Source organism: Pararhizobium sp. IMCC3301, assembly GCF_030758315.1.
GTDB lineage: Bacteria > Pseudomonadota > Alphaproteobacteria > Rhizobiales.
On sequence record NZ_CP132336.1, the window covers coordinates 4,437,989 to 4,458,102 of the forward strand.

Annotated in this window: 18 protein-coding genes; 10 read left to right on the plus strand and 8 right to left on the minus strand. The window is 57.8% G+C overall.

Going from position 1 to position 20,114, the window contains the following annotated elements:
- Positions 1-70: 70 nt before the first annotated feature.
- From betC to RAL88_RS21085, 5 genes are all read right to left on the minus strand, one after another.
- Entirely contained in the window at positions 71-1,561 is a 1,491-nt protein-coding gene (gene betC, locus RAL88_RS21065) for a choline-sulfatase (RefSeq protein WP_306266168.1), read from the minus strand.
- A complete protein-coding gene (locus RAL88_RS21070; protein WP_306266169.1) occupies positions 1,558-2,571 on the minus strand; it encodes a PdxA family protein in 1,014 nt (337 codons plus the stop codon). Before RAL88_RS21070 ends, betC begins: the two co-directional genes overlap by 4 nt.
- The gene (locus RAL88_RS21075; protein WP_306266170.1) at positions 2,564-4,075 is read right to left on the minus strand and encodes a tripartite tricarboxylate transporter permease; all 1,512 of its coding nucleotides are present in this window, start codon (positions 4,073-4,075) and stop codon (positions 2,564-2,566) included. Before RAL88_RS21075 ends, RAL88_RS21070 begins: the two co-directional genes overlap by 8 nt.
- A 25-nt stretch (positions 4,076-4,100) precedes the next feature.
- On the minus strand, positions 4,101-4,589 hold the full coding sequence (locus RAL88_RS21080) for a tripartite tricarboxylate transporter TctB family protein (RefSeq protein WP_306266171.1): 489 nt from the start codon (positions 4,587-4,589) through the stop codon (positions 4,101-4,103).
- 112 nt (positions 4,590-4,701) lie between these two features.
- A complete protein-coding gene (locus RAL88_RS21085) occupies positions 4,702-5,673 on the minus strand; it encodes a tripartite tricarboxylate transporter substrate binding protein (protein WP_306266172.1) in 972 nt (323 codons plus the stop codon).
- Positions 5,674-5,832: 159 nt separating this feature from the next.
- Here RAL88_RS21085 and RAL88_RS21090 point away from each other — a divergent pair, with 159 nt between their 5' ends.
- The 3 genes from RAL88_RS21090 to RAL88_RS21100 all read left to right on the plus strand — a co-directional run bounded on the left by RAL88_RS21090 (position 5,833) and on the right by RAL88_RS21100 (position 8,940).
- Positions 5,833-7,008, plus strand: coding sequence for an L-rhamnonate dehydratase (locus tag RAL88_RS21090; RefSeq protein WP_306266173.1), 1,176 nt, complete (start codon positions 5,833-5,835; stop codon positions 7,006-7,008).
- 194 nt (positions 7,009-7,202) lie between these two features.
- Positions 7,203-7,913: a GntR family transcriptional regulator gene (locus tag RAL88_RS21095; protein WP_306269784.1), complete on the plus strand. Its 711-nt coding sequence runs from the start codon at positions 7,203-7,205 to the stop codon at positions 7,911-7,913.
- A 133-nt stretch (positions 7,914-8,046) separates the two neighbouring features.
- Positions 8,047-8,940, plus strand: a complete 894-nt coding sequence (locus tag RAL88_RS21100; RefSeq protein WP_306266174.1) for a formylglycine-generating enzyme family protein — start codon at positions 8,047-8,049, stop codon at positions 8,938-8,940.
- 12 nt (positions 8,941-8,952) lie between these two features.
- Here RAL88_RS21100 and RAL88_RS21105 read toward each other — a convergent pair whose 3' ends face one another.
- Positions 8,953-9,879 carry a LysR family transcriptional regulator gene (locus RAL88_RS21105; protein WP_306266175.1) on the minus strand — a complete coding sequence of 309 codons (927 nt, stop codon included), beginning with the start codon at positions 9,877-9,879 and terminating at the stop codon, positions 8,953-8,955.
- Between the two features lie 123 nt (positions 9,880-10,002).
- Here RAL88_RS21105 and RAL88_RS21110 point away from each other — a divergent pair, with 123 nt between their 5' ends.
- The 6 genes from RAL88_RS21110 to petA all read left to right on the plus strand — a co-directional run bounded on the left by RAL88_RS21110 (position 10,003) and on the right by petA (position 16,543).
- Positions 10,003-11,514: a sulfatase-like hydrolase/transferase gene (locus RAL88_RS21110; RefSeq protein ID WP_306266176.1), complete on the plus strand. Its 1,512-nt coding sequence runs from the start codon at positions 10,003-10,005 to the stop codon at positions 11,512-11,514.
- 77 nt (positions 11,515-11,591) lie between these two features.
- Positions 11,592-12,566: a tripartite tricarboxylate transporter substrate binding protein gene (locus RAL88_RS21115; protein WP_306266177.1), complete on the plus strand. Its 975-nt coding sequence runs from the start codon at positions 11,592-11,594 to the stop codon at positions 12,564-12,566.
- Positions 12,567-12,637: 71 nt separating this feature from the next.
- Positions 12,638-13,129 carry a tripartite tricarboxylate transporter TctB family protein gene (locus tag RAL88_RS21120; protein WP_306266178.1) on the plus strand — a complete coding sequence of 164 codons (492 nt, stop codon included), beginning with the start codon at positions 12,638-12,640 and terminating at the stop codon, positions 13,127-13,129.
- A 10-nt stretch (positions 13,130-13,139) separates the two neighbouring features.
- Entirely contained in the window at positions 13,140-14,669 is a 1,530-nt protein-coding gene (locus RAL88_RS21125; RefSeq protein WP_306266179.1) for a tripartite tricarboxylate transporter permease, read from the plus strand.
- Positions 14,666-15,478 (plus strand): alpha/beta fold hydrolase, encoded by an 813-nt coding sequence (locus RAL88_RS21130; protein ID WP_306266180.1) that lies wholly within the window; start codon positions 14,666-14,668, stop codon positions 15,476-15,478. Before RAL88_RS21125 ends, RAL88_RS21130 begins: the two co-directional genes overlap by 4 nt.
- Before the next feature lie 453 nt (positions 15,479-15,931).
- A complete protein-coding gene (gene petA, locus RAL88_RS21135) occupies positions 15,932-16,543 on the plus strand; it encodes a ubiquinol-cytochrome c reductase iron-sulfur subunit (protein ID WP_306266181.1) in 612 nt (203 codons plus the stop codon).
- Positions 16,544-16,595: 52 nt separating this feature from the next.
- On the opposite strand, the gene RAL88_RS21140 is transcribed toward petA, so the two are convergent.
- Together RAL88_RS21140 and nirK are read right to left on the minus strand one after the other, a co-directional pair.
- Entirely contained in the window at positions 16,596-17,366 is a 771-nt protein-coding gene (locus tag RAL88_RS21140) for an SDR family NAD(P)-dependent oxidoreductase (RefSeq protein WP_306266182.1), read from the minus strand.
- A gap of 215 nt (positions 17,367-17,581) precedes the next feature.
- Entirely contained in the window at positions 17,582-18,766 is a 1,185-nt protein-coding gene (gene nirK, locus RAL88_RS21145; RefSeq protein WP_306266183.1) for a copper-containing nitrite reductase, read from the minus strand.
- A gap of 431 nt (positions 18,767-19,197) precedes the next feature.
- Here nirK and RAL88_RS21150 point away from each other — a divergent pair, with 431 nt between their 5' ends.
- A complete protein-coding gene (locus tag RAL88_RS21150) occupies positions 19,198-20,097 on the plus strand; it encodes a hypothetical protein (protein WP_306266184.1) in 900 nt (299 codons plus the stop codon).
- Positions 20,098-20,114: the final 17 nt, after the last annotated feature.

Genomic DNA, 20,114 nt, shown 5'->3' on the forward strand with positions numbered 1-20,114 from the left:
AACAGCGCAGCAAAAAGTTCCCAATTGAATGTTTGTTACGCGGTCAGTTCCAAATGGAATGTTTGACGTTTCAAGCCGTGCTCGGACTGTTGATGCCACGGACATACTGCCGGGTTGCGTCGAAAATCGGCTGATAGTCCCAATGATAGCCTTCGCTGCCCTCTAATGCGCTGTGAAGAAACATGCGGGTTTTCTTGCTGTCGACTGCACGCGCCGTCACCGTTTCGACGTCGTAGCGGTCAAGAAGACGCGCGCACAGTTCATCCTTGATGCCGGCATGGGCAGGATCGCCGGTCAGATCGTGCTGTTCAGCCGGATCGTCGGCAATATTGAACAAAACATCCGCGTGGTTGCGGGTCCAGACATATTTCCAGTCGCCCCTGCGGATGCAGAGCCAGGGCTCGATGACGCCCGGGCCGAAATATTCCGAGATTGCCTCATCCTTGCGGCTGTCACCTTCACCGGTCAGCAGACTGAGGAAACTGGCGCTGTCAGCGCTGCCATAGCGGTCAGAGTCCGCTTTGGCACCGCCAAGTTCAGCCAGTGTCGGGCAAAGATCGGCAAGTGTGACACATTCGGTGACCCGTCCCGGCTGGAACCGGCCGGGGGCATGAAAGATCATCGGCACCTGCAGCGAGCCTTCGTAGAAAGTGCGTTTGAACCACATGCCGCGCTCGCCCAGCATGTCGCCGTGATCACTGGTGAAGACAATCACTGTGTCGTCATAAAGGCCGAGATGCTTCAGCTCTGCCACCAACTCTCCCAGATAATCGTCGAGATGGCTGATCATCGCATAATAGGCGCGGCGCGACAGCTTTATGGTTTCCTCGTCGGGCGGGTATTGGTCGATCCCGTGATGGATTTTCAGCCACTCTGTCGTGGGGTGCGGATCGGCGTCCTCGGGAATTTCCGGCAATGATATCTCGACACCCTCATAACGGTCCCAATAGTCCGGGATCGACTGATAAGCCTCATGCGGCTGGGTGTAGGAAACATGCAGGAAGAAGGGTTGCTCCGGCTGGGCCAGCGCCTCGTGGCGGAGAAATTCAAGGGCACGGAACTGCACTTCGGCGTCATAGAGAAGCTGGTTATTGGTTCTGCAAAGGCCGCTGACTTCGAGTTTCTTGGTTGATGTTCCGAGCCGGTGTTCGGGCCCTTTGGACCAGTCGATGGTCCAGTCGAAACCGGACGGATACATGTCCGTCGTCAGCCGCTTGTCGAAGCCATGAAGCTGATCGGCACCGATGAAGTGACATTTGCCCGAGACCACACAACGGTATCCTGCAGAGCGCAGGAAATGCATCATCGTCGGGATTTCGGAGCGAAATTCTGCGCCGTTGCCCCAGACTTCATGGCTTGATGGCTGTCGGCCGGAGAACTTCGAGGCCCGCGAAGGACAACACAATGGCGAGTTCGAATAGGCATTTTCGAACACCACGCCGTCACGCGCCAAAGCGTCAAGGTTTGGTGTCATGGCCTGGCCACCGGGCCGGTAGATCGACAGCACGAAAGCCGTCAATTGGTCGGCTTCAATCAGAAGAATGTTGGGCTGTTCGGTCATACTGGCATCCCCTTGGCAGTCAGCGCGGCGCGGCGCATCAGTTTCAGAGCGTTGACCATCGGCGTCTCCGAGGCTTTTCCACTGCCGGCAATGTCATAGGCTGTGCCGTGGGCCGGGGTGGTGATCGGATAGGGCAGACCGCCGAAATAGGTGACGCCTTCGTCAAACCCCATCAACTTCGTCGCGATCTGGCACTGGTCGTGATACATTGAGACAACGCCGAGATAGTCTTCCTGCCGGACGGTCAGAAAGATCGTGTCCGGCGGATAGGGACCGGCAACGTTGATCTGGTGTTGTCTGGCGTCTTCAACAGCGGGGCCGATGGCATCGATTTCCTCGCGCCCGAACATGCCGCCATCGCCATTGTGCGGGTTCAGGCCGGAAACCGCGATCTTCGGGTTGTCGTAGCCAAAACGCCTGAGCTCACGGTCGAAATACCGTATGATCCTGAGGACGTTTTCGCGTGTGATATAGCTGGGCACCTCGGCGATGGACACGTGCGAGGAGACGCGCGTCGTCCACAGATGTCCAATTGTGTTGATCTCGGCAGCAGGCCCCGTTTCACCCATATAGTCGGCGATATAGGCTTTGTAGCCTTCGAAATTCGATCCGCCCATTTTCAGGGAAACCTTGTTGACAGGCGCGAAGACGAAACCGTCGATGATACCGTCCTTGTAAAGATCTGCGGCATAGCGGCCGAGCGCCAGGTCAAGCGTACCGGCCGCCTTGCTGCTTTCGCCAAAGCCGACGCCAGCAAAATCAGTCGGGTTACAGTCAACCAGAGCGATGGGGCAGGGGTCGTTGATGGCCTCTTCGACGCTGTCGAAGGTGGTCAGATCCGGCTCGGTGCCGGCCACCTTGCAGCCGGATTCGTAGAGCGCGCGCGGCCCCACGATCAGACGTTTGACACCTTGCGTGATGTCCTTGTGCGTCAACGATCTGGCTACGAGTTCCGGACCGATTCCCCCGGCGTCGCCGAGCGTCGTGAAAATTACCGGCGTATCAGTCATCATCGCCTCCTATCATAGCTGCCTGCCGCTCGCGGATCGAGCCAATTGCCCTGGTAATGAACGGCATTGCGATCCCCAGCACCGAGAGTGCCAGGAACACCAGCGCGATCGGTTGTTGCAGGATCACGAACAGGTTGCCGTCATAAATCAGGAAGGACTGCTTCAGCGAGGTCTCGATCAGCCCGCCGAGGATCAGCCCCATGACGATCGGTGCCGGAGCGTAGCCATGGCGCTTCATGAAGTATCCGAGGAACGAGAAGATCAACATCAGCCAGACATCGAACATGCTCTGTTGCAGGCTGTAGGCACCGAGCGCTGCCAGCACAAAAACCATCGGCCACAGGATCGTCGTTGGAATCAGCGTGATCTTGCTGAAATATTTGGCACCCAACATGCCGAATACCAGAAAACAGATATTGGCACCAAGCATCGCAGCGAAGAGGCCGGCCAGAAGGTCTGGCTGCTCGACGAACAATTGCGGGCCAGGCCGCAGACCAAGGATCAGCATTGCCGTCAGGATAATCGCGGTCGAACCGCCGCCGGGAATGCCCAGCGCCAGTGTCGGAACCATCGTACCGCCGGTCGCCGCGTTGTTGGCGGATTCTGGAGCGGCGATACCTTCGATTGCGCCTTTGCCGAATTCGGCCTTGTTTTTTGACCAGCGCCGTTCCTCATTATAGGCGATCATCGCGGCAACCGTACCGCCTTCAGCCGGCAGAATGCCGATGAATACGCCAATGCCAGTGCCGCGCAGGATGGTTTTCCAGATGCGTTTGAAATCCTCTATCGAGGGCAGCTTTGCCACGGCATCTGCAATCAGGTTCCGCGTCTGACCAGCCAGAGTGGCCTGACGCAGCAACTCGCCGCCGGCAAAAATGCCGATCATCATCTGCACCGGCGCAATGCCCTCGGCAAGGTCGGCCTGGTTGAAGGTAAAGCGTTCAATTCCAGTGGCGATGTCGGTTCCAACGATCGCCAGCAGAACGCCGAAGGCGCCGCCGATCAGGTTCTTGAACACTGATTGACCGCTGATAGAAGCCAGCATCGACATGCCGAAGATTGCCAGTGCAAAATACTCCGCAGGCCCGAAATTATAGGCCAGTCGTGCCAGCAGCGGAGTCGCGATGACCATCACGATGATCCCCATGATCCCCGCAATGGCGCTTGAAAAAGTCGCGATACCAAGCGCGCGGCCGGCCTCACCGCGTTGTGCCAGCGGATAGCCGTCGAATGTGGTGGCCGCTGCTGCTGCGGTTCCGGGCGTGTTGATGAGAATAGCCGTAATTGAGCCGCCATAGATCGTCGCACAATAGACGATTCCGGTGAGTGCGATGCCGGTGACTGGCTCCATGCGCACGACAAAGGGCAGTAGCAGCGCGATCAGGATCACTGATCCGAGGCCGGGCAGGGCGCCGACAATCACGCCGACGAATGTGCCAACGATGATCAGAACGATGTTGTAAGGGTCCAGCAAAAACTGGATGACCATCATGAGGGAGTCCATGTCTCGACCTTTCGAAAATGCTGCCTCAGGGCAGGGGAACGTTGAGCAGAACGACAAACAGCAGATAGACGAAGGCCAGAAAGCCGCCGAAGCTGAGCCCCATCAACAGCCAGCGACGTTCTCCCCACAAAAACGCCAGGCCCGGACAGAACAGGATCAGCGTCGGAAAGGTGCCGATGAGCGGCATCAGCATGAGAAAGCCGATTAGCACCAGGCCGGTCAGGTAAACGATTCTGGCGATGCGCTTGTGCGGTTTCAGCGCCTCAGCTTCCGCAGGCTTCAGCCGGATCGCCTTCAGTGCCTGAAACACTGCGAGTAGGAACATCACGAAAATTACAGCCCGGGGAAACACCGTTGGCTGGATACCCTGGGCGAGAATTGGAGGCACTTCTTCGAACGTATAGGTGACGCCGAAGAGGAACGCGGCGAAAGCCATGACAAACAGCGACTCAAACAACAATTCCTTGTCGACTGCTCGCCCGGTGCCATTGGCAGTTTTTTGTTCAGATGACATCAAGTTACCCTCCCCATTTCCAGATCGCCTCATTGGCCCGCGACAGGCCCAGCCATCTCTAAAACCTGTTTGTTGATCCGCCCCATGTGAAACGGGACGGATCAGGCTTCGACTATTTGGAAATCAGGCGCAGCTCTTCGGCTACAGCCTGGTATCCTGCATTCAGGCGAACCAGCTGCTTGGCAAAAACCTCGCTTCCGGCGATGCTGGCGGAAGTCTGACCGGCACCTTCGAGATATTTCAGGTAGCCCTCGGAATTCATGGATTCGATCAGCGCGGCTTCCAACTGGTCTACCACCGGCTGCGGCGTGCCCTTCAGAACGCCAATACCGCGAACCGTGGCCAGGTCGAGATCAAGGCCGACCTCATGGCCGGTCGGCACGTCGGGCGATGAATCGACTCTTTCTTCGGTCAGAACCGCCAGAGGTACGACTTCACCGGCCTTCCACTGCGACTCGAACTCGTCCAAGTTCAACAGAGCGACATCAAGGTTTCCGTTGACCAAATTGATGACAATTTCACCGGACTTCTCGAATGGCACATAGACTTGCTTGTTCATGCCGATTTCTTTGCTCATCAAAAGTGCCTCCACATGCGGGTTTCCGCCGACATTGGTTCCGCCCTGTTTGACCGGGCCGCTCTTGGCCGCGTCGATAAATGCGGCGGCATCGGCATATTTTCCCGCCTTCACGACAATATAGTTGGGATCAATCGTGCCGCGCGCCAGCGGAACAATATCATCGAAGGACAGATCCACCGTGCCGCGCATGATCGTCAGCAGTGTTCCTGCATTGACGATGAAAAGTGTCTGCCCGTCAGCAGGTTTGCCGCTGACATATTTCAGGGTGTTTGTCGCAACTCCGCCGGTTTTCGACATATGGATGAAATCGGTGCCGAGGATTTCGCCGGCCTTTTCCGTCGCAAAGCGCAGAAAGATGTCCGAACCGCCGCCGGGACGTGAATTGTTGATCACTTCAATAGGCCCATTCGGAAAATCCTGAGCCACGGCACGTTCGGGAATCGCCTGGATAGCGAATGTTGCGGCAAGGCCGAGAAGCGCCAACTTCCTGATATTGTTTAGCATTAGTCCTCCCCCTATGGGTAGATGTGTGGGTTGTTCAAATTGGTTCGACCGAAATTAAAGGTTCCGGTTGCATTTGGTATACGGCATTTGGTATACTAAATCAAGTTACCTTTTAACAGGCCACCAATATTTGGCGCCGGAACCTGAAGAGACACCGATATGACCGCAATCAAATCTGTTCGCACCCGTGTGTGGAATTGGACCGGGCCCACAGTACCGCCCTCCGGGAATTTCTGTACCAATGCTTCGGACGCATTGTGGATGAAGGGTGATGCGATGTCTTCGTTCCGATTTCACCAGTGGCTGACCTGCGAGGTCGAGACCGAGGACGGAACAATTGGCATCGGCAACGCGGCACTCGCTCCGACCGTCGTCAAAAAAGCCATAGACGACTGGTACGCGCCTCTTGTCATTGGCGAGGACCCGTTCGACTACGCTTACATCTGGGAAAAGATGTACCGCCGCACCCACGCCTGGGGGCGCAAGGGCATCGGCATGACGGCGATTTCGGCAATCGACATCGCAATCTGGGACCTGATGGGCAAGCTCACCGGCAAACCGGTCTTCAAATTGCTCGGCGGTCGCACCAAGGAAAAGATCCCGGTCTATTACTCCAAACTCTATGCCGGCCCTGTTGAGGACATGCAGCGCGAGGCTGAAGCGGCGATGAAGAACGGATATACTGCCTACAAATCCCGGTTCGGGTATGGACCCGGGGACGGCATGGCTGGCATGCGCGAAAACCTGAAGCGGGTTGAAGCTGTGCGCGAGGTGATCGGCTACGACAACGACCTCATGCTTGAATGCTATATGGGCTGGAACCTCGACTACGCCAGGCGGATGCTTCCCAAGCTGGCGAAATATGAGCCGCGTTGGCTGGAAGAACCTGTCATTGCCGACGACGTCCACGGCTATGCCACGCTGAATGCCATGAACATAGTTCCGATTTCCGGCGGCGAACACGAATTTTCCGTCATCGGTTGCGCCGATCTGATCCGCAGCGGCGCAGTCAGTGTGTTGCAATATGACACCAACCGCGTCGGTGGCATTACCGCTGCGCAGAAGATCAACGCCATCGCCGAGGCGTTTCAGGTGCCGGTCATCCCGCATGCGGGACAGATGCACAATTATCACCTCACCATGGCAAATGTGAATTGTCCGATCAGCGAGTATTTTCCTGTGTTTGATGTCGAGGTCGGCAATGAGCTGTTTTATTATATTTTTGAAGGCGATCCTGAAGCAGTGGACGGATTCCTGCAGCTTGATGATGACAAGCCGGGCCTCGGCATCACTATCTCTGACAAGCACCTTGAGCATTTCCAGATCACGGAGTAGCCATGGTAGGGAAAGCCATGGACGCTACGGAAACAATGTCTGCAAGGCGAGCTTGACTGCAGAGGGTGACGATTCGACAATTTCTTGACGGACGCGCGGCAAATGGAGAATGAAAGAGCAATGTTAAATATCCGAACTTATTGTTGCTCGCATGTGCATCCGTGGCGCCAACTGTATGTCAGGAGGGCTGTGTGATGCGGCCGGATGGACCCGGTTCGCTGCGGGATCTGGTGGAAGAGGATTCGCTTGCGCTGCGGCGGCGCAGCCTTTCAGAAGAAGTCGTCGACAAATTGCGCGATTTGATCTTGCTTGAAAAACTGCCGCCGGGACTGGCTCTCAACGAGCGCGAATTGTCGGAAATCCTTGGCACCAGCCGGACGCCGGTGCGCGAGGCGATCAAGCAGCTCGAAGCCGACGGGCTTGTGGAATATACCGAAACCCGCCGCCCGCGTGTTGCAGATCCGTCGATGAAAACACTGTCCCAATGGCTTATGATCCAGGGCACACTGGAAGGCCTGGCGGGGGAACAGGCCTGTCTGTTGGCATCCGATAAGGAACTCGACCACATCGCATCCATTCAAAAACGCATGGTCGATTTGGCTGAAAGCGACAATCGGTTGGCGTTGTTTGGCCTGGATATGGATTTCCACCGGGCCATCGTTGCCGCGGCTCACAATCCACCGTTGCAGGAGACGCATAACCAGTATAATGCCCGGCTCTGGCGGGCACGGTTTGTGTCGTCTCAGCGCCATGCCAACCGGGAGATGCAGATGCGCAAACATCAGGATATTGTCGACGCATTACTGGCCCGTGATGGGCACGCCGCCGCAGCCGCGTTGCGCAATCACCTCAACAACGCGATCAACAATATCGAAACCGCGTTGAAAGAACGGGCGGCGGGCTGACATGACGAAACCCGGCGAGATCTCACAATGGGCCACGAAACGCTCGCCGCAGCCTCTGAAGACAGAGCGCGGCGGCGCGTCATTGCCTGAACATTCCCCTTGCTGCGGCGCTCCACCGCGTAAGACCGACAGAATGCAGCCGTCTGAGCATCCCATTGCTTTTGCTGCGGCACCTGGAGTGTCCCGATCCGGTATCGTCGACATTCCCGGCGGGCAAGGCCACCTTGGCACCAACTCGCCCGAACTACCCATCGACGGTGAGGCACCTTTGCGAACTAGATCAATAAAGCCGTTCCGCATCGACGGCGCCGCCGTGACCAACGCGCGCTTTCGCGAATTTGTTGAGCAGACCGGCTACAGGACAGAAGCCGAAACCCTCGGCGATTCCTTCGTTTTCGAAGCGTTGCTGCCGAAGGATGCGCCGGATGGGCCACGCGTGGCGGTCGCTCCTTGGTGGCAGCCACTGCAAGGCACCAGTTGGCGATGCATTTATGGCCCGGGAAGCGAAGACGCCTGTGACCCCGAACACCCCGTGGTGCATGTGAGCTGGAATGACGCGAATGCCTTTGCCAGTTGGGCCGGTGGCCGATTGCCAACTGAAGCCGAGTGGGAACATGCAGCGCGCGGCGGATTGGGCGATGTCCGTTTTCCCTGGGGCGACCATGAGCCGAACGACGAGGATTTCTTTCCCTGCAACATCTGGCAGGGTGTCTTTCCAAAGACGAACCTGACCCTCGATGGATTCTTCGGCACTGCGCCGGCCCGCTCCTTCGAGCCGAACGGCTTCGGCCTTTACAACATGGTCGGAAACGTCTGGGAGTGGACGTCGCAACCCTTCAAGGTGCAGTCACTGAAGAAATCCGTGCAACAGGCCCATGTCGGCAAGCATGGCTTCAAGCTGAGCAAGGGCGGGTCATTCCTGTGCCACGCAAGCTATTGCTACCGTTATCGGATCGCAGCGCGCAGCGGCACATCGCCCGACAGTTCCACATCGCATCACGGGTTTCGCCTGGTCTACGATGTGTAAGTCGCAGGTGATTCACTGTGGTCGTTGCGCCGCAATGCCACGGAACCGGGCGAATTCGGCACTGACCGCCTCCAACAAGGCAGATGTGGCGGGTTCCATTTCCTGCTCCTTGTTCACCAGGGCGCCATAGGTCAGACTGACCTGTGGCGTCCATTCCCGTGTGACCACATCGTCAGACGGGAACGCCGTTGCGCTGAACGGATCGCACACAGCAATGCCAAGCCCGGCGGCTGCCATCCGGCAGCAGGTGATCGCGGAGGACGATTCGATTGACACGGACACTTCCCGTCCGATCCGTTTCAACTCCGCATCAATGCGAGTGCGCAAAGGTTGACGACTGGGAAGAATAAGGACTTCACCGTCGATGAGCTCAGGTGTGATGACCCGCTCCCGTGCAAGGCGGTGGCCTTTGGTCATGACGGCTACCACTTGGGTTTCGACCAGTGGGATCGTTTTCAGGGCAGGATGTTTTGTCGGCAAAAGCGCAAGAGCAAGATCGATGTGCCGGGCAGCGACCCAGTCTTCAATATCGAGTCTGTGCCTTGGCTCAAGTGCCAGCCGGGCGTCGGGCTCCCGTTCCATAAACCGCGCAATCGCTGCCATCAACGGTGCGCTGTTGATCAAGGGTGGAGTGGCCGCGATGCGCAGGCGCCGACGGGCTTGATTGCCGATATCGCGGGCGATGGTCTCGATCTCGTCGAGCCCTGCAATGGTCGGCTCGATTGTGCGAAAGAATTCAATTCCCTGCTGCGTAGGTGTTGTTGCACGCCCGCTGCGGCGGTTAAAAAGCCGCAATCCGACAGCATGTTCAAGAGCAGAAATCTGCTTGCTGATGGCCGGCTGGGTTAGATTCAGCCGAGTGGCGGCAACAGTTACGCTGCCTGTGACCATGACTGCGTGAAACGCTCTGAGTTGGCGCAATCCAAGTCGATTCGACATAGTCATATTCCCTGCAAAATACATTCCAATATGGAATGATAAACCAAAGAACCTTCATTTGGTTTATTTTTTGACTGGGGTAGGTTGGCTGCAATGGATGACGTTGCCTGGGAGGAGTTTACCGTGGAAGATAACAGACCGAACGTCCTGTTGATCGTAGCCGATCACTGGGCGGCGGAACATCTGGGATTTGCTGGCAATTCCTCGATCCTGACCCCTGGACTGAATGAATTGTCGGCCTGCGGTACGCGCTATACCAACGCCTATTCGGAATGCCCGGTCTGTATTCCCGCGCGCCGCACCCTGATGACCGGAATGAGCCCGAAATCCCACGGCGACCGTGTTTTCAGGGACGATCTGCGCATGCCCGATGTCACCACGATGGCACAGGCGTTTCGCGATGCCGGCTATCAGGCGGATGCGGTCGGCAAACTTCACGTCCATCCGCAACGTGACCGGATTGGTTTTGACAGCGTCCTGCTGGATGACGAGGGCCGGCCGCAATGGGGCACACTCGACGATTATGATATTTACCTCGGCGATCAGGGGCTGGCAGGACGTCAATTCGACCACGGTATGTCGAACAATCAGTATAACTGGCGCCCCTGGCACCTGGCTGAAGAACATCACGCCACGGCATGGGCCGGCCGCAACATGGCGCGCACAATCAAGCGGCGCGATCCGGGCAAACCGTCCTTCTGGTATCTGGGCTTCCGCCATCCACATCCGCCGCTGGTGCCACCGCAGGCGTTTCTCGAACTCTATCGCGACGTTGAGCTGGAACAGCCCTATATCGGCGATTGGGCCAGGAACCCCGATGACTTGCCCTTCGCCATTTCAGCATTGCTGAGCCGCACAAATCTCTACACTCATGACCAGCTGATGGCGGCAAAGAAGGCTTTCTATGCACTGTGTACCCAGATCGACTATCAGATCCGTTATCTGATCGGCACGCTGCGTCTGGAAGGATTGCTCGACAACACCATCGTGATGTTTACTTCCGATCACGGCGATATGCTGGGTAACCACGATATGGCGGCAAAGCGGGTGTTTTACGAAAGTTCTGCGAATATCCCGATGATTCTGTCGCCCAACAAGGGCAATCAGAAAGCAGGAGAGGGTGTGATTGACGAGCGTCTGGTGACGTTTGCCGATGTGATGCCGACGCTTCTTGACCTGTGCGACATCGACGCACCCGATACGGTCGATGGCGTCTCCATGGTTGGCACGGCGCAGCGCGGGCACATTTACGGGGAATGCGGCGAGGACGATCATTCCAGCCGCATGATCCGCGACGGCCATCACAAGCTGATCTATTATCCGGTTGGCGATCATTGCCAGCTTTTCGACATGATCGATGACCCGCACGAAATGTCCGATGTTGCACGCCAGCCGGAACATGCCGACACGCTGCAGCGGCTTCAGCAAATCCTGATTTCCGAAATGTACGGCGTCGATCTGGACTGGATTGAGGACGGGGCGCTTGTCGGCAAACCTGACCGGGACTACTCCTGGGCACCGCACCGCAGTTTGAACTCGCAGCGCGGCGACGGCTGGCCGCCGTCGCCCAAAGTCGAGATTCCGCAAATCGAGTGGACCAGAGAACGTCCGTCCGGCACAGCAAAAAACGGTTGAATTAATGCGAAGCGGGGCCGCCTCATTCCGCTTCTTAAAAACAGTGAGGTAGCAGCTTCCAGGAGGAGGAATTAAAAATGAAGCATAGATTGAATCGCAGAAGCGCCACACAAATTCTGGCGGGCACGATGATTGCCCTGGCCGGTTTCGCAACCGCTCCCGCCCTCGCTGAATACCCTGAAAAGCCAATCAACCTTGTAATCGGATTTTCCGCAGGAGGCGGCACCGATCTGACCGGTCGCGCCTTGGCGGTACACCTGCGCAATGTTCTCGGCAAACCCGTTGTCGTCGTCAACAAACCTGGTGCCGCCAGCATGATTGCGGCCAAATTCGTGGCCGACAGCCGACCGGACGGATACACTCTTTGGTATGGTTCAGTGGGCACGATGATTCTGGCGCGGGAATTGGAAAAGTCGGAACTTGGAGTTGACACCGATTTCGTTCAGGCAGGCACAACCACGCGTCTGGTGCCCGCCATTGCAGTTCCTGTCGAAAGCCCCTACCAGACGCTGCAGGATCTGCTTGACGACGCCAAGGCGCGGCCGGGCGAATTGCGCTGGGCCCATGGCGGTGCCGGATCGGCGTTCATGGCCTCTGGTGTCGGATTCATCGAGGCCAACGGTCTGGAAGTGCAGGCGGTGCCATTCAGCGGGACGGCGAAAGCGCGCCTCGCCATTATTGGCGGTCAGGTTGATTTCGGCATCCAGAACATGAATGCCAGCATGAATTTCGGCGAAAAGATGCGCATCCTCGGGGTTTTGCGCGGGTCGAAGCAAGAATTGATCGACAAGAGCGTGCCGGCCGCAGGTGAACTGGGCATCGACTACATCGCCATCGACAGCCCGGTCGGCATTTTGGCTCCGGCCGGAACCCCGGAAGATGTGTTGAAAATCCTTGCATCTGCTGTCGCAGAGGCTGAAACCAGCGACGCCTACCGTGAAGCTATGGAAAAGCTGCAATTTCCAATCGCCGTGGTGCCGCAATCCGAGACCGCAGCACAGGCCGGTGCCATCCTTGAAAACGTCCGCAGAATCCTTCCCAAACTGAAGTGATGAACGCTTCCGCAGCGGTCCGTGTGTTGGCCGCTGCGGGACAAGGGCGGCATCAGACTGAAAGAATTGTCATGGACCGGAAAATCGATTTCATAACTGTGTTGCTGGCGCTGGTTGTCGGTCTGGTCTTCCTTTGGCAGGCCTGGGCTATTCCTGTGGGAGCGAGCGATTCCATCGGCCCCAGGCTGGTGCCGTTGATCATCGCGATGTCGGCAATCGGTCTGGCTGGCGTGCAGCTGTATTTTGATTTTCACGCAGACGGGGTGGCAGGGACCGAACTGGCTGGAGACGACCATATAAGCATACGCAGCCTGTTTTTACAGGCCGGGCCTCTCATCCTTGCTGCTGTTCTCTATGGGCAGATGATGGTTTGGTTCGGATATCTTGTGGCGACATTTGTCGCCGCGCTGCTGGTGTTCCGGCTCTACGCAAATTCGCTGGCCCTGACCCTCGTCAATTCCACTGCAGGTTCGCTGATCTTCTACATCGCTTTCATCAAGGGGATGGGTATCTATGATCCGCCGGGCACGATCCTGGACATCTCCGGTTTCCTGACCTGGTAGGAGCGGGCAAATGGATATTCTCAACGGCTTCGTTTACCTGTTCAGCAACCCGACCGCTGTGGCCTTTGTGTTTCTCGCGGCCCTTGTTGGTGTCATCGTTGGCGCGATACCGGGACTGACTGCGGCTGCCGCTATCGCCATGCTGGTTCCCGTGACCTTCTATCTGGACCCGCTGACGGCCCTGGCATTTCTGTACGTGATCGGAAAATCCGGCCGCTTCGGCGGATCAATCTCGGCCATTCTGTTCAATACTCCTGGTACTGCGGCGTCAGCAGCGACGCTGATTGACGGCTATCCGATGACCAGGCGGGGCCAGGCTGGCAAGGCGCTTAAGACGGCAAGCATAGCGTCCGTATTCGGCGATACCGTTGGCGAGCTGATCCTGATTTTCGGTGCCGTCGCCATTGCCTCGGTAACGCAACAATTCGGTCCTCCGGAATATTTCGCGGTCTATATGATGGCTTTTATCATCATCAGTTCCGTAACCGGCGATTCAATTATCAAGGGGCTGCTGAGCACGGTCCTGGGTATTCTTGTGGCGTTGATCGGAATTGATCCGATTTCGGCAGAGCCACGGCTCGACTTCGGGCTGCTTGAGTTTCAGTCGGGCCTTGCACTGATCCCGCTGCTGCTGGGGATTTTCGTCCTCTCCGAGCTGGCGATCCAGGTTGAGATCGTAGCCAGGGGCGGTGTGTTGAAGGAGCGTGAAATCAGCGATGATCCGGATGCTTCAAGATTCACGCTGCCGGAATTTCGCCGTTGCATCCCCGTGATGCTGCGATCATCGCTGATCGGTGCATTCATAGGCATTCTGCCTGGCCTTGGCTCGGCAGTGGCAGGGTTCGCAGCCTACGGCGAAGAGAAACGACGCGCAAAGGAGCCAGAAAAGTGGGGTACGGGTATCGTTGAGGGCGTCGCAGCGCCAGAATCGGCCAACAACGCCGTATCTGGCCCGACCATGATCCCGCTGCTGGCACTCGGTGTCCCCGGCAGCACCATCGCCGCTATCCTGATCGGCGTCTTCCTGATCCACGGAATTCCGATCGGCCCGTCCATATTCGATACTTCGCGCGATCTGATCTTCGGGCTGTTTGCGGCCGGTCTGGTTGGAATAGTGCTGTACGGAATTATCGGCTATTACGGCGGACCGCTGATCGGCCATGTTATTGCCCTGGTGCCACCACGGCTGATCTATCCTTACATCTTCCTGACCTGCATTGTGTCGGCCTATTCCGCCCGCACCAGCGTTTTCGATGTCTTCATCATGAGTGCGGCGGGCCTTTTCGGCTACCTCATGCGCAAGGTCGATTTTTCGCCTGCCGCTTTCATCATCGCCTTCGTGTTGGCGTCAGGTGCCGAAGAGGCGTTCCGCCAGTCTCTGCTGTTGTCGAGCAGCGGCTGGCTGGTCTTTTTTGAACGGCCCTGGGCACTGGTATTTTTCGCATTCGCGGTGCTTGTTTCCGGGCAGCGCATCTGGAAGAAGATGCGCCCGTCCCACGACCCCAAACCGGTGCGGCCCTTTGATGACCTTTCGGAATGAAGCGGATATCAGCAAATCGCCTGACATTCATGGTCGGCATTGCGGGAACGGGGCCACGGCTGCTATTTCTGACCGGCAGCAGCGGGGATCTGCGAAACGCCAACACACCGCTTAAAGCGTCTCTCACGCGGCATTTCGAGGTGCTGACATTCGATCAACGTGGCATGGGTCAAAGCGACAAACCCGATCTCCCGTACACAATGCGGGATTACGCGCAGGACGCCGCAGCCATTCTGGACGCTGTGGGCTGGGAGGCAGCCTGTGTTGCCGGATATTCCTTTGGTGGCATGGTGGCGCAGGAACTGGCGCTGGGCTGGCCGGAGCGAGTCACGCGGCTGGCGCTTGTGGCAACGACTGCAGGAGGCAAGGGTGGCGCTTCCTATCCGATCCATGAGCTGGACGCACTGGCCGGTTCAGATCGAGCGCGCAGAGGCCTGGAGATCACGGATCTCAGCTTCACACCCGAGTGGCAGGCGGCCCACCCTGAGGAAGCCAAAGCCCGCATCGATGCAAAAATGGCGACCGGCTTGGGTTTTGCCGCAGAGCTTGGCGCGGCGACCGGCCGGCGCCAGCAACTGGCGGCGCGGGCGGCCCATGACACTTATGACCGGCTACCGTGGATTGCGGTTCCAACGCTGGTTCTGGGCGGGCGCAGCGACGGACAGGCACCGTTGGCACCCCAGAAAGCGATGGCGCAGCGAATTCCGGGAAGCCGGTTTGAAGAAATCGACGGAACCCACGAGATGCTATGGCGGGATGATGCGATCTTTGCCCGCATCGCCCGTTTCTTTTCAGAACCAGCGGGATGAGCCGCCAGTACAGGGACCGGACCTCAGCCGTGATCTCAACCTGAACACGTAATTGAAATACAAGTATGATGAACAATGTCGTCATTGGTCTGGGCTCGATGGGCTATGGAATAGCGCAATCGGTCCGGCGTGGAAGCGGGAGTATCCGCCGGACCGCGCGCTTTATTTACGTGTAACGGATGCCGCTAGGAAGCGTCTACTCCCATAATGCGTCAGAACGTGTCCTGGCCAGACGAGGAACCGCCGGTGCGCCCAGCGTCCGCCATGGAATTGTAGACCCTCGTTCACCAGATGTGTTGCGCGAGTGTGCACCTGCGCGCTGTCCGAACACGCGAATGTCACAGCACCTGTTTGCCGCGTCGAAGGTCACTGACGAATGCTGGTCATGGGGCAGGCCGGGGCCGTGAGGGACGGTGTCGCGAAACCGGCCCGCAGCAAGTGAAGGAGAGCGAGATGTCCGACGCAGGCCCGACAATTGACCAATCCGCGGACGAACCCGGCAAGGGTGACCGCCGCGATTTTCTATATTTGGCAACCGCTGCCACAGGCGCGGTCGCGATAGGTGCCGCCATCTGGCCCTTGATCGATTCCATGAACCCCGCTGCGGACGTTTTGAGCCAGTCGGTCATTTCTCTCGATCTGACAGACGTGGTTGTGGGGTCGCGGATCACCATCACATGGGCCGGCAAACCAGTTTTCATCTGGCGCCGCTCGCCCGAGACGATCTCAGAGGCGCGGGCAACACCGCTTGATGACCTTGTCGACCAGATCGACAAGACTGCCGAAAATCCCAACAACAGTCAGGATATGCCTGCACTCGATGTGAACCGGGCTGCAGATGAGACTGGAGAATGGCTGGTTGTGATCGGAATTTGCACCCATCTGGGCTGTGTTCCTCTGGGCCAGGATGGCTCCAGCATCGGAGACTTTGGAGGCTGGTTCTGCCCCTGCCACGGCTCGCACTACGACCGGTCCGGCCGCATCCGCAAAGGACCTGCGCCGCGCAATCTGGATATCCCACCCTATACCCTTGGACCCGATCTGATGCTGACTATCGGCGCCTGAGTTATTTTGCAGAAGCCTGGGAAATGCAGGAAGACGCCGTGAAAGCAGGCGATCAACCTGCGGCCATGCCGCCATCGACTGGATATTGCGCACCTGTAATGAAAGCGGAGTCGTCCGAGGCGAGGAACAGGACAAGTTTGGCAATATCTGCGCTTTCACCATAGCGGCCGAGCGGAATCGTCGACGCAAGTTGCTGTTTCACCGCCTCGCCGTGACCCGGACTGAACCCGTCTTCGAGCGAACGCATCATACGGGTGTTGACGGGCGAGGGGTGGACGGAATTGACCCGCACGCCATACGGAGCGGCTTCGATTGCGGCGGCGCGGGTCAGGCCGACGACCGCATGTTTCGATGTGATATAGGGCGCCACGTTGGGGCTGCCCTTCAGCCCGGCAATGGAGGACATGTTGATGATGCTGCCGGATTTGCGGCCGGTCATCACCGGCAGAACATGCTGAAGCCCCAAAAAGGCGCCGCGCACATTGACGGCCATAACCCGGTCGAAATCGTCGAGCTTCTGATCGACCAGTGGCGCAACCTTGCCTTCGATGCCGGCATTGTTGAAGAACACGTCAATGCGTCCGAACCGTTCCACAGTCTCTTTCACATATCGTGCAGTGTCGTCGGCCTGCGACACATCGGCGGCAATGGTGAGAACATCGCCAAGGCCGTCAAGTTCGCTCGCGACCCTCTCCAGATCGCGTTTTTTCAGATCGACCAGCGCAACGCGGGCCCCTTCGTTCAGGAACAGCCTGGCCGTTTCCAGCCCGATGCCGGCCGCGCCACCGGTAATCAGGGCAACCTTGTCCTTGAGACGTTTCATGGCAAATCTCCTTATGCGTGAATTTTCATTGCTTGCAGTGCTGTGTTGCGGCGGTTCCAGGCCGGATATATAGCCGGTCATTCCATCCCTTTTGGCCGCCGGAACGTTGCGCAGACAAGCTTCATCGGTTTTGGTCTGTCGGCACTCTGAAGTGCCGGCAGACCTATTTGCACTCCGTTAGCGGAGTGATGGCCGGGCAGTGCGCCGCGGGGCTTCTAGTTTTCCGAACCTTCCGTTGCCGGTGCGCCGTCAAGCGACGCGAATATGTCCGGATTCTCATCGCCTTCCACGTAGAGGTAGCCGGCAAGACCTCGCTCGGCGCGGGACAGCGCGTGATCGACCAGAACGTAGCGCCCTGGCACATCGCATTTGAACTCCACCATTGCAGCCCCACCGGCCGGAACGGCGATGGTCTGAACGTTTTCCAGCGGTGGCGTTTGCAAGGAGCCGTGCAGATAGACCCTGTCAAAAATTTCACCGATCACATGGAACGAAGAGATGTAGTTGGGACCACCAACACCGAAAAAGATACGCACTGTCTCGCCGACTTTTGCCTTTAAAGGGTAGTGTTCGGTCAGAGCACCAGTATGGCCGTTGAAAACCAGATACTCGGCTCGCTCGTCGATCAGCTTGTCGTAGCTTTCGTTCAGAAGACCCGTGGTTCCGTACCGCTCTTCAGTATAGATCTCGCCTTGCATGACGTAGTACTCGCGATCGACCGGCGGCAGTCCGCCTTCGGGTTCCACGAGGATCAACCCGTACATGCCGTTGGCAATGTGAAGCGCCACCGGCGCAACCGCACAATGATAGACATAAAGACCGGGGTTGAGCGCCTTAAAGCGGAAACTGTAGTCCTCGCCCGGCCCGGGCATTCCCAGTGCAGCCCCGCCGCCGGGGCCGGTCACGGCATGCAGGTCGATATTGTGCGCAAACCAGCTCTCCTCATTATTCTTCAGGTAAACCTCAACCGTGTCGCCGACCCGCACCCGCTGGAAAGGCCCCGGTATCTTGCCGTTGAAGGTCCAGAACCGGTAGCGGGTATTGGTGTCGAGATGGCCCTCGATCTCGATCGTTTCGAATTCGAGCCGGACAGTGGCAGGTTCCGTCCGGGTGATAGGAGGGGGCACGTTCGCAGGATTTTGGCTGATGTCGGTGATGTTGGGGTGGGTTGGGTTGGCGGTGTAGAGCCGGTTGCCGGAATTGCTGACGGCACCGGCGTGCGGGCTGCCGATTGTATCGGCAGACTGGGCAACTGCAGGCGAAGCGCCCAGCATGCTGCCGACCGCGAGACCGGCAGAGCTTGCCAAAAGATTGCGTCGGCTGACGGGTACAGCGAAACCCTTCTCAGGGCTCAAAGCGGCCTCCTGATCGACCGGGATATGATCGGGTTTATCGGACATGGCGAACTCCTTGGTTGCTCCGAATAATGTCTGGACGATAGCTGTTTCGGGAGTGCGAACTTTGTTCCAGATCAAACCCAGATCAATTCTCCGGGTTTTCCATTCGCAACGTCTGCCGCCGCAAACTTAGTGTGTTCAGCACGCCCGACAGCGACGACGCTCTCATCGCGGAGGCGGCAATGAATGGGCCTATCAGAATCCTGGTGAGCGCATAGAGCACACTGGCTCCGAGGGAAGCGCAAAGGACATGGCGCAACGACTTCGGCGGAAAGGCCCGATTTCTGATCAACAAGCCGGATCAGGCAAGTGGTTACAGAAGCGAGGTTACCGAAAACTGCGAAGGGGTACTTGTGACGCTCCTTCGCGGTCTCGGTCCCTGCAACGAATCTGTCTATCTCGCTGGCGGACTGGTGCAGCGTTAGCTGGCAAATGTGAAACTGCCGGAATTCCGTGCGTATGCGGGAACCGGTGATGTCGAAATTGTGGTCGGATTGCAGATGCCGGCAGACACTGAAGCAGAGCGGGAACATGCATTGTGCAGCAAGAGCAGATCACCAGAGTGGACACGAAATTGTCAAGTTTGTTCGCTTCTGTTTTCGACACGGACTGGTATAGTTATCGGCAGAATTCAATGCGCGGACCCCGGGTCTGGCAAGGAAAAATCTGAAAGAAACCATCAATTTATGAAGCAAGCGGGAAAGATCATGCACAACGCACCCTTCAGTTTAAAACGTATTGCCGGGCTGGCGGCCTTCAGTCTCCTGTCATTTCTGGCGCTGCCGGCCCAACCAGCTCTTTCACATGAATTCATCGTCGCACTGCGAGCCGTCGGGGTGGAGCAGGAGACGATTCTGACCGACGCACTTCGGGGCTTTTTGCTGGCGACAGCAGAGCAGGACGGTCACGCAGATGAGACATCGAATGGCCACCTCGGCGGCTTGGATGTCTACATCCTGCCGCAGTCCGATGGCTTTGCTACCCGCTTCCCGGACCTCAAAACCGCGCCCGGCGAGCGCCCCGACATTACTGTTGTGATCGGGCCTTCCGACGCCGTCGCCGCCGAGATCGAAAAGACCGGTGCAGAAAGCGTGGTTATCTCTCCTGGGACGCTTTCCAGCGCCAACAGCTGGCGCGCGGATGAAACTCAAAAACCCGGCAGTTTCGCCGCCCGGTATGCTTCTGCTTACAGCCAGCCAGCCAGCCGCTGGGCCGCCGAGGGCTACAACGCCGCCCGCCGCCTCGATGCTGCCATCCGCCCCCTTGGTGGGGTGAGCAACCAGGCCGCGCTTGAACGCGGCTTTGCTGACAGCGCCGACGGCATCCAGTGGTAAGCGAACGGGCCACCAAT